At 60.5% G+C, this 5,805-nt stretch carries 7 protein-coding genes and 1 pseudogene; 5 read left to right on the top strand and 3 right to left on the bottom strand.

The window, feature by feature from the left end; all coding sequences use genetic code 11:
* Positions 1–1,138 (bottom strand): annotated as a pseudogene (locus FY112_RS37695) (class I tRNA ligase family protein); the annotation flags it as partial.
* Between the two features lie 397 nt (positions 1,139–1,535).
* Here FY112_RS37695 and FY112_RS13125 point away from each other — a divergent pair.
* Complete coding sequence (locus tag FY112_RS13125; protein ID WP_151518541.1) at positions 1,536–1,799, top strand: type II toxin-antitoxin system Phd/YefM family antitoxin; 264 nt, start codon at positions 1,536–1,538, stop codon at positions 1,797–1,799.
* Positions 1,796–2,254, top strand: a complete 459-nt coding sequence (locus FY112_RS13120; RefSeq protein WP_072639533.1) for a type II toxin-antitoxin system VapC family toxin — start codon at positions 1,796–1,798, stop codon at positions 2,252–2,254. The genes FY112_RS13125 and FY112_RS13120 overlap by 4 nt, the downstream gene beginning before the upstream one ends.
* A gap of 12 nt (positions 2,255–2,266) precedes the next feature.
* Here FY112_RS13120 and FY112_RS13115 read toward each other — a convergent pair whose 3' ends face one another.
* Both FY112_RS13115 and FY112_RS13110 read right to left on the bottom strand, forming a co-directional pair.
* Entirely contained in the window at positions 2,267–3,250 is a 984-nt protein-coding gene (locus tag FY112_RS13115; protein ID WP_131630392.1) for a bifunctional riboflavin kinase/FAD synthetase, read from the bottom strand.
* 31 nt (positions 3,251–3,281) lie between these two features.
* Positions 3,282–4,130 carry a TIGR01459 family HAD-type hydrolase gene (locus FY112_RS13110; RefSeq protein ID WP_029872592.1) on the bottom strand — a complete coding sequence of 283 codons (849 nt, stop codon included), beginning with the start codon at positions 4,128–4,130 and terminating at the stop codon, positions 3,282–3,284.
* On the opposite strand from FY112_RS13110, the gene FY112_RS36720 reads away from it, so the two are divergent.
* From FY112_RS36720 to groEL, 3 genes are all read left to right on the top strand, one after another.
* Positions 4,123–4,407, top strand: a complete 285-nt coding sequence (locus tag FY112_RS36720; RefSeq protein ID WP_181018206.1) for a hypothetical protein — start codon at positions 4,123–4,125, stop codon at positions 4,405–4,407. The genes FY112_RS13110 and FY112_RS36720 overlap by 8 nt on opposite strands.
* 117 nt (positions 4,408–4,524) lie before the next feature.
* Entirely contained in the window at positions 4,525–4,821 is a 297-nt protein-coding gene (gene groES, locus FY112_RS13105) for a co-chaperone GroES (protein WP_003545797.1), read from the top strand.
* 72 nt (positions 4,822–4,893) lie between these two features.
* Positions 4,894–5,805, top strand: a 912-nt coding sequence (gene groEL / locus FY112_RS37690) for a chaperonin GroEL (protein WP_246700661.1), incomplete at its 3' end; no start/stop codon positions are given.

Raw genomic sequence — 5,805 nt, 5'->3', positions numbered from 1 at the left:
CGAAGCCGGGAGCGTCGGCGGTATAGAAGCCGCCGTCGTCGACCGGGAACGGGATTTTGGTGTCGATGCCGCGGGCCTCGAGCGTGCGGGCAGCCGACATCCAGGCATCGAAGTCTTCGCGACCGTGGCTGGGTGCGGTGTGGACGAAGCCGGTGCCGGCGTCATCGGTGACGTGGTCGCCATCGAGAAGCGGCACACGGAATTCATAACCGCCGTCGAGACCCTTGAAGGGATGCGCGCAGGTCATCGTTGCGAAGTCGGCCGCAGAGACATCGCTCAAGCGCTTGTACTGAAGCTTGGCCTTGGCGAAGGATTCCTCGGCCAGCTTATCGGCAAAGATCAGCTTTTCGCCGGGACGCGGACCAAAATCGTTCTCGGCTGCCGTCACCTCGTAGAGGCCGTAGGAGATGCGCGGCGAAAAGGAGACCGCGCGGTTGCCGGGGATAGTCCAGGGCGTGGTCGTCCAGATGACCACGAACGCATCCTTGAGCGCGACCGGACCTTCGACGACCGGGAATTTCACCCAGATCGTGTCGCTCTCATAATCCTGGTATTCGACCTCGGCCTCTGCCAACGCCGTGCGCTCGACCACCGACCACATGATCGGCTTGGAGCCGCGATAAAGCTGACCGCTTGCGGCGATCTTCAGGAGTTCGCCGGCGATGCGCGATTCAGCGTGAAAATTCATCGTCGTATAGGGATTGTCGAAGTCGCCCTCGATGCCGAGGCGCTTGAATTCTTCCGCCTGGACCTTGATCCAGCCGGCGGCGAATTCACGGCATTCCCGGCGGAATTCGTTAACCGGGACCTCGTCCTTGTTCTTGCCCTTCTCGCGGTACTTCTCTTCGATCTTCCATTCGATCGGCAGGCCGTGGCAATCCCAGCCAGGCACGTAATTGGCGTCGTAGCCGCGCATCTGGAACGAACGGTTGATGACGTCCTTGAGGATCTTGTTCAGCGCGTGGCCGATATGGATGTTGCCGTTGGCATAGGGCGGGCCGTCATGAAGGACGAATTTCTCGCGGCCGGCGGCGGAAGCGCGCAGTTTCTTGTAGAGACCCATCTCCTGCCAGCGCTTGACGAGTTCCGGTTCCTTCTGCGGCAGGCCGGCGCGCATGGGGAAGTCGGTCTCGGGCAAATAGAGGGTCTTCGAATAGTCGATCTTTTCGGCTGTGTCGGTCATGTCTGACAATCGTTTTCTGGCAGCCCAGGAAGGGGCGCAACGGGCGTGAAATTGCTGGTGACGGAAGCGCTCGTATCCAAGCGCCAAAAACCCGGACCTTCCGGCCGCTTAGCGCGCGCGGAAGGCCGGGCCGATAATTCGCATCATCATTGCCAGCCGATATTTCTTCATCGCGCCGGTTCATAGGCGTTTTTGCCGGGAAAAGGAAGAGAAGAATTCGCGGTTGTCAATCGGCTTCAACGGCTGGAATCGCCGGTGCCCGCATCGTTCCGGAAAGCCTAGGGCTGGAAACTCTATGCGGCTTGCGGTATATAACTGACTATCTGACCAGATTAGATCGAGAGCCAGAAGTATGAAAAAAATCACGAAGCAAAGCTGGAAGCTCGAGGACGCGAAAGCGCGCTTCAGCGAGGTAGTCCGTCGTGCACAGAGCGAAGGGCCACAGCGCGTGACCGTTCGCGGCCGGGACAGCGTCGTCGTCATCAGCGCCGAAGAGCTCGACCAACTGACCAAAGCCGAACCGGAAAAACCTTTCGTCACCTTCATGGAAAGCCTCGATCTCAAAGAGCTCGACCTCGAGCGAGAGGCAGATTACGGGCGGGATGCCGAGCTGTGATCGGCTGGCTGCTCGATACCAACGTCATTGCCGCGCTGATCAATCCGAACGGTGCACCCTCCGTCAAATCCTGGGCTGCGGCTCAAGACGAGAAGAAGATGTTCATCAGCATCCTCACACTGGCGGAATATGACAAGGGCATCGAAAACCTGCCGGACGACGATCAAAACCGCTATCGTTATGCCGCCTCCCGCGATGCGCTGGAGGAAAGGTTTTCGCAACGCGTTCTTTCGCTGAGCGACGCAGCCGTCAGGCACTGGGGCGTCATTTCGGGGCGGGTAAAACTCAAGACCGGACATGCGCCGTCGGTTGTCGACACGATGCTCGCTGCCACCGCAATCGAGCACAATCTCTATCTGGTGACGCGAAACGTCAGGGATACGCGCTTCTCCGGCGCGGCGATCTTCGATCCATGGACGAACGATCCCGGTCAGTTTCCACTGAGCCGGAGATAACTCAAGGCGACCTCAGGAAAAGCAGAGTTTCTGATCAAGAGCGCCGAGTGGCTTAACACCCGCAAGCAGCGCCCTCGCCTCTTCCTCATCGCGTTTGATCTGGGCAACGAGCGGATCGAGGCCGTCGAATTTCAGCTCGGGGCGGAGATAGCCGAAGAAGGAGACGGAGCAGAGCTGGCCGTAGAGATCGCCGCTGAAATCGAAAAGATAGGTTTCGAGCAGCGGTGCGCCGTTTTCGGTCACCGTCGGGCGACGGCCATAGCTTGCGACGGCATCGTGGAGCGTGCCGTCCTGGCGGCGGAAGCGGACGGCGTAGATGCCGGCGGCAAGATCGACCTCCGGTGGCAGGCGCATGTTGGCCGTGGGAAAACCCAGCTGCCGGCCGAGCTTTTCGCCGTCGATCACCTCGGCTTCCACCGTATAGCGATAACCCAGCATGCCGGCGACTTCGCTGACATTGCCCTCCTTCAGCAGCGCGCGGATATGGCTGGAAGAGACGACATCGGCGTTTTCGTCGCGGAAGGCATCGATCAGGGTCACGCCGAAGCCATAGGTATGGCCGGCATTCATCAGGAAGGCGGGACCGCCCTCGCGGCCGCGGCCAAAGTGGAAATCGAAGCCGGTGACGACTTCGGAAGCACCGAGCCAATCCTTCAGGATCGAATGGATGAAATCATCGGCCGAGCGCTGCGAGAACTCGTAGTCGAAGGGATATTCGATGACGGCGCTGAAGCCCAGCGTTTCCAGGATACGGGCCTTCAGCGGCGCCGGCGTCAGGCGGAAGACCGGCGCCTGCGGCCGGAAGACCGTGCGCGGATGGGGCTCGAAGGTCAGCACCAAAGCGGGGATACCGCGCGCCTTGGAGATCTCGAGCGCCCGGCTCAGCACCGATTGATGACCGCGGTGCACGCCATCGAAATTGCCGATGGCAATGACGCCGCCCTTCAGATGGGCGGGCAAGGGTTCCCGGGTTTCATTGCGGTGGAAGACGGTCATCGGCTGGCTTCTCTTCATGCAAGGCGTGTCTTCATGCAAGGCGGGGCATCCACCACTTCGGCGCGGCGTTTTCCCGTTCGAGATAGGCGTTGAGGATCGCCTCGTCGGTCTCGCCGTTGAGAGTATATTCCTTAGCGTGGATACCGCCGCTGATGTAGAGGAGGTCGAGGCCGTAATTCAAGGCGCCGCGCACATCGGTCGGCATGCCGTCGCCGATCGCCAGCACGCGGTCGACCGGGAAATCGCCGCGAAGCTCGCGGGCAGCCGCTAGCGTCGCCTCGTAGATCGGCCGGTGCGGCTTGCCGGCGATGCGGGTTTTGCCGCCAAGCTGCTCATAATAGGCGGCCATGGCGCCGGCGCAGGGGATGATGCGATGGCCGCGCTCGACAATGAGGTCGGGATTGGCGCAGATCATCGGCACGTCGCGGGCTTTGAAATCGAGAAGCATGTCGGTGTAATCCTCCGGCTTCTCGGTCTCGTCGTCGAAAAAGCCGGTGCAGACCAGCGATTGCGCTTCGCCCGCCGGCCGGCGCTCGACGCCAATGCCTTCGAGCAGCGCCTTGTCGCGCTCGGGGCCGAGCAGAAAGACCGTCTTCGGCCCTTCGGCGATCAAACCGCGCGTGACGTCGCCAGAGGTGACGATCCTGTCATAGGCGCTGTCGGGAACGCCGATCTGGCGCAGTTGCTCGACCACCTGCCAGGAAAGGCGCGGCGAATTGGTGATAAGGACAACGGCGAGGCCGCTTTCGCGGGCCGCTTCAAGCGCTGCGGCCGCCTTCGGGAACGGATCGACGCCGTTGTGAACGACGCCCCAGACATCGCAGAGCACCACATCATAGTGACCTGACATCTCCGAGAACTTCTCTATCCGCTTGGCCATTCCGATTTCCCGATTTGCTTCAGTCACCGGTGACATTGCAAAGGCGCAAGGCGATGGCAAGCCATTTTCTTCGCTGCCGGGCCAATGCGAAGAACTCGAACGGCGGTCCGGCAAAGCGGAAGGGCAAAGTGTTTTGACGATTACCGCGAAGCGGCAGATCGCCGAGCGCGGACGAGTTCGGCAAAGTTCAGCTGCGCCGAGGTTTCGGCCGCAATCTCCGACTATTCTCCGGCATCTTCACAATTCCGGCACAAAAATTCGTGATTGCTCTCATTGACTCCTCTCGGAGCCATCCCTAAATGCTCGTCGCTAGCACTCACCGCAAGGGAGTGCTAACATCTATCCATGTGGGCCAATCCGGCCCGCGAATGTCATTCGATCGAGGGATTAGACAATGGCAAGCACCAACTTCCGCCCCCTTCACGACCGCGTCGTTGTTCGCCGCGTTGAGTCCGAAGCCAAGACCAAGGGCGGCATCATCATTCCCGATACCGCCAAGGAAAAGCCGCAGGAAGGCGAAATCGTCGCCGTCGGCTCCGGCGCGCGCGATGAGTCCGGCAAGGTCGTCGCACTCGACGTCAAGGCTGGCGACCGCATCCTGTTCGGCAAGTGGTCCGGCACCGAAGTCAAGATCGACGGCGAAGACCTTCTGATCATGAAGGAAGCCGACATCATGGGCATCATCGGCTGATCGGCCGACCTGCTTTCCCGAAATGGCTGACGGGCTCTTTGCCCGAACAACTCGAATTCAGGAGTTAAGAATATGGCATCTAAAGAAATCAAGTTTGGCCGCACCGCGCGCGAAAAAATGCTGCGCGGCGTCGACATTCTCGCCGATGCAGTGAAGGTCACGCTCGGCCCGAAGGGCCGTAACGTCATCATCGACAAGTCCTTCGGCGCGCCGCGCATCACCAAGGACGGCGTTTCCGTCGCCAAGGAAATCGAACTCGAAGACAAGTTCGAAAACATGGGCGCCCAGATGGTCCGCGAAGTTGCTTCGAAGACCAACGACATCGCCGGCGACGGCACCACGACGGCTACCGTTCTTGCCCAGGCGATCGTTCGCGAAGGCAACAAGGCCGTTGCAGCCGGCATGAACCCGATGGACCTGAAGCGCGGCATCGACCTCGCTGTTGCGGACGTCGTGAAGGATCTCCAGGCCAAGGCCAAGAAGATCTCGACTTCGGAAGAAGTTGCACAGGTCGGCACGATTTCGGCCAATGGCGACAAGCAGGTCGGTCTCGACATTGCTGAAGCCATGCAGAAGGTCGGCAACGAAGGCGTCATCACGGTTGAAGAAGCCAAGACCGCCGAAACCGAACTCGAAGTCGTCGAAGGCATGCAGTTCGACCGTGGCTACCTCAGCCCCTACTTCGTGACCAACCCGGAAAAGATGATCGCCGACCTCGAAGACGTCTTCATTCTCCTTCACGAGAAGAAGCTCTCGAACCTGCAGTCGATGCTCCCGGTTCTCGAAGCCGTCGTTCAGACCGGCAAGCCGCTCCTCATCGTCGCTGAAGACGTCGAAGGCGAAGCCCTGGCAACGCTCGTCGTCAACAAGCTGCGCGGCGGTCTGAAGATCGCTGCCGTCAAGGCTCCTGGCTTCGGCGACCGCCGCAAGGCCATGCTCGAAGACATCGCCATCCTGACGGGCGGCACTGTCATCTCCGAAGAC

This window comes from Rhizobium sp. PEPV16 (assembly GCF_008919455.1).
Lineage (GTDB): Bacteria > Pseudomonadota > Alphaproteobacteria > Rhizobiales > Rhizobiaceae > Rhizobium > Rhizobium leguminosarum_Q.
Note: the sequence above shows the minus strand (reverse complement) of the source record. Positions and strands in the feature narration are given on the sequence as shown.

Excerpts from the sequence above, each read along its gene's own strand:
- FY112_RS13110 (WP_029872592.1), bottom strand. The coding sequence starts at position 4,130 with ATGGCCAAGCGGATAGAGAAGTTCTCGGAGATGTCAGGTCACTATGAT.
- groES (WP_003545797.1), top strand. The coding sequence starts at position 4,525 with ATGGCAAGCACCAACTTCCGCCCCCTTCACGACCGCGTCGTTGTTCGC.
- FY112_RS13125 (WP_151518541.1), top strand. The coding sequence starts at position 1,536 with ATGAAAAAAATCACGAAGCAAAGCTGGAAGCTCGAGGACGCGAAAGCG.
- FY112_RS13115 (WP_131630392.1), bottom strand. The coding sequence starts at position 3,250 with ATGACCGTCTTCCACCGCAATGAAACCCGGGAACCCTTGCCCGCCCAT.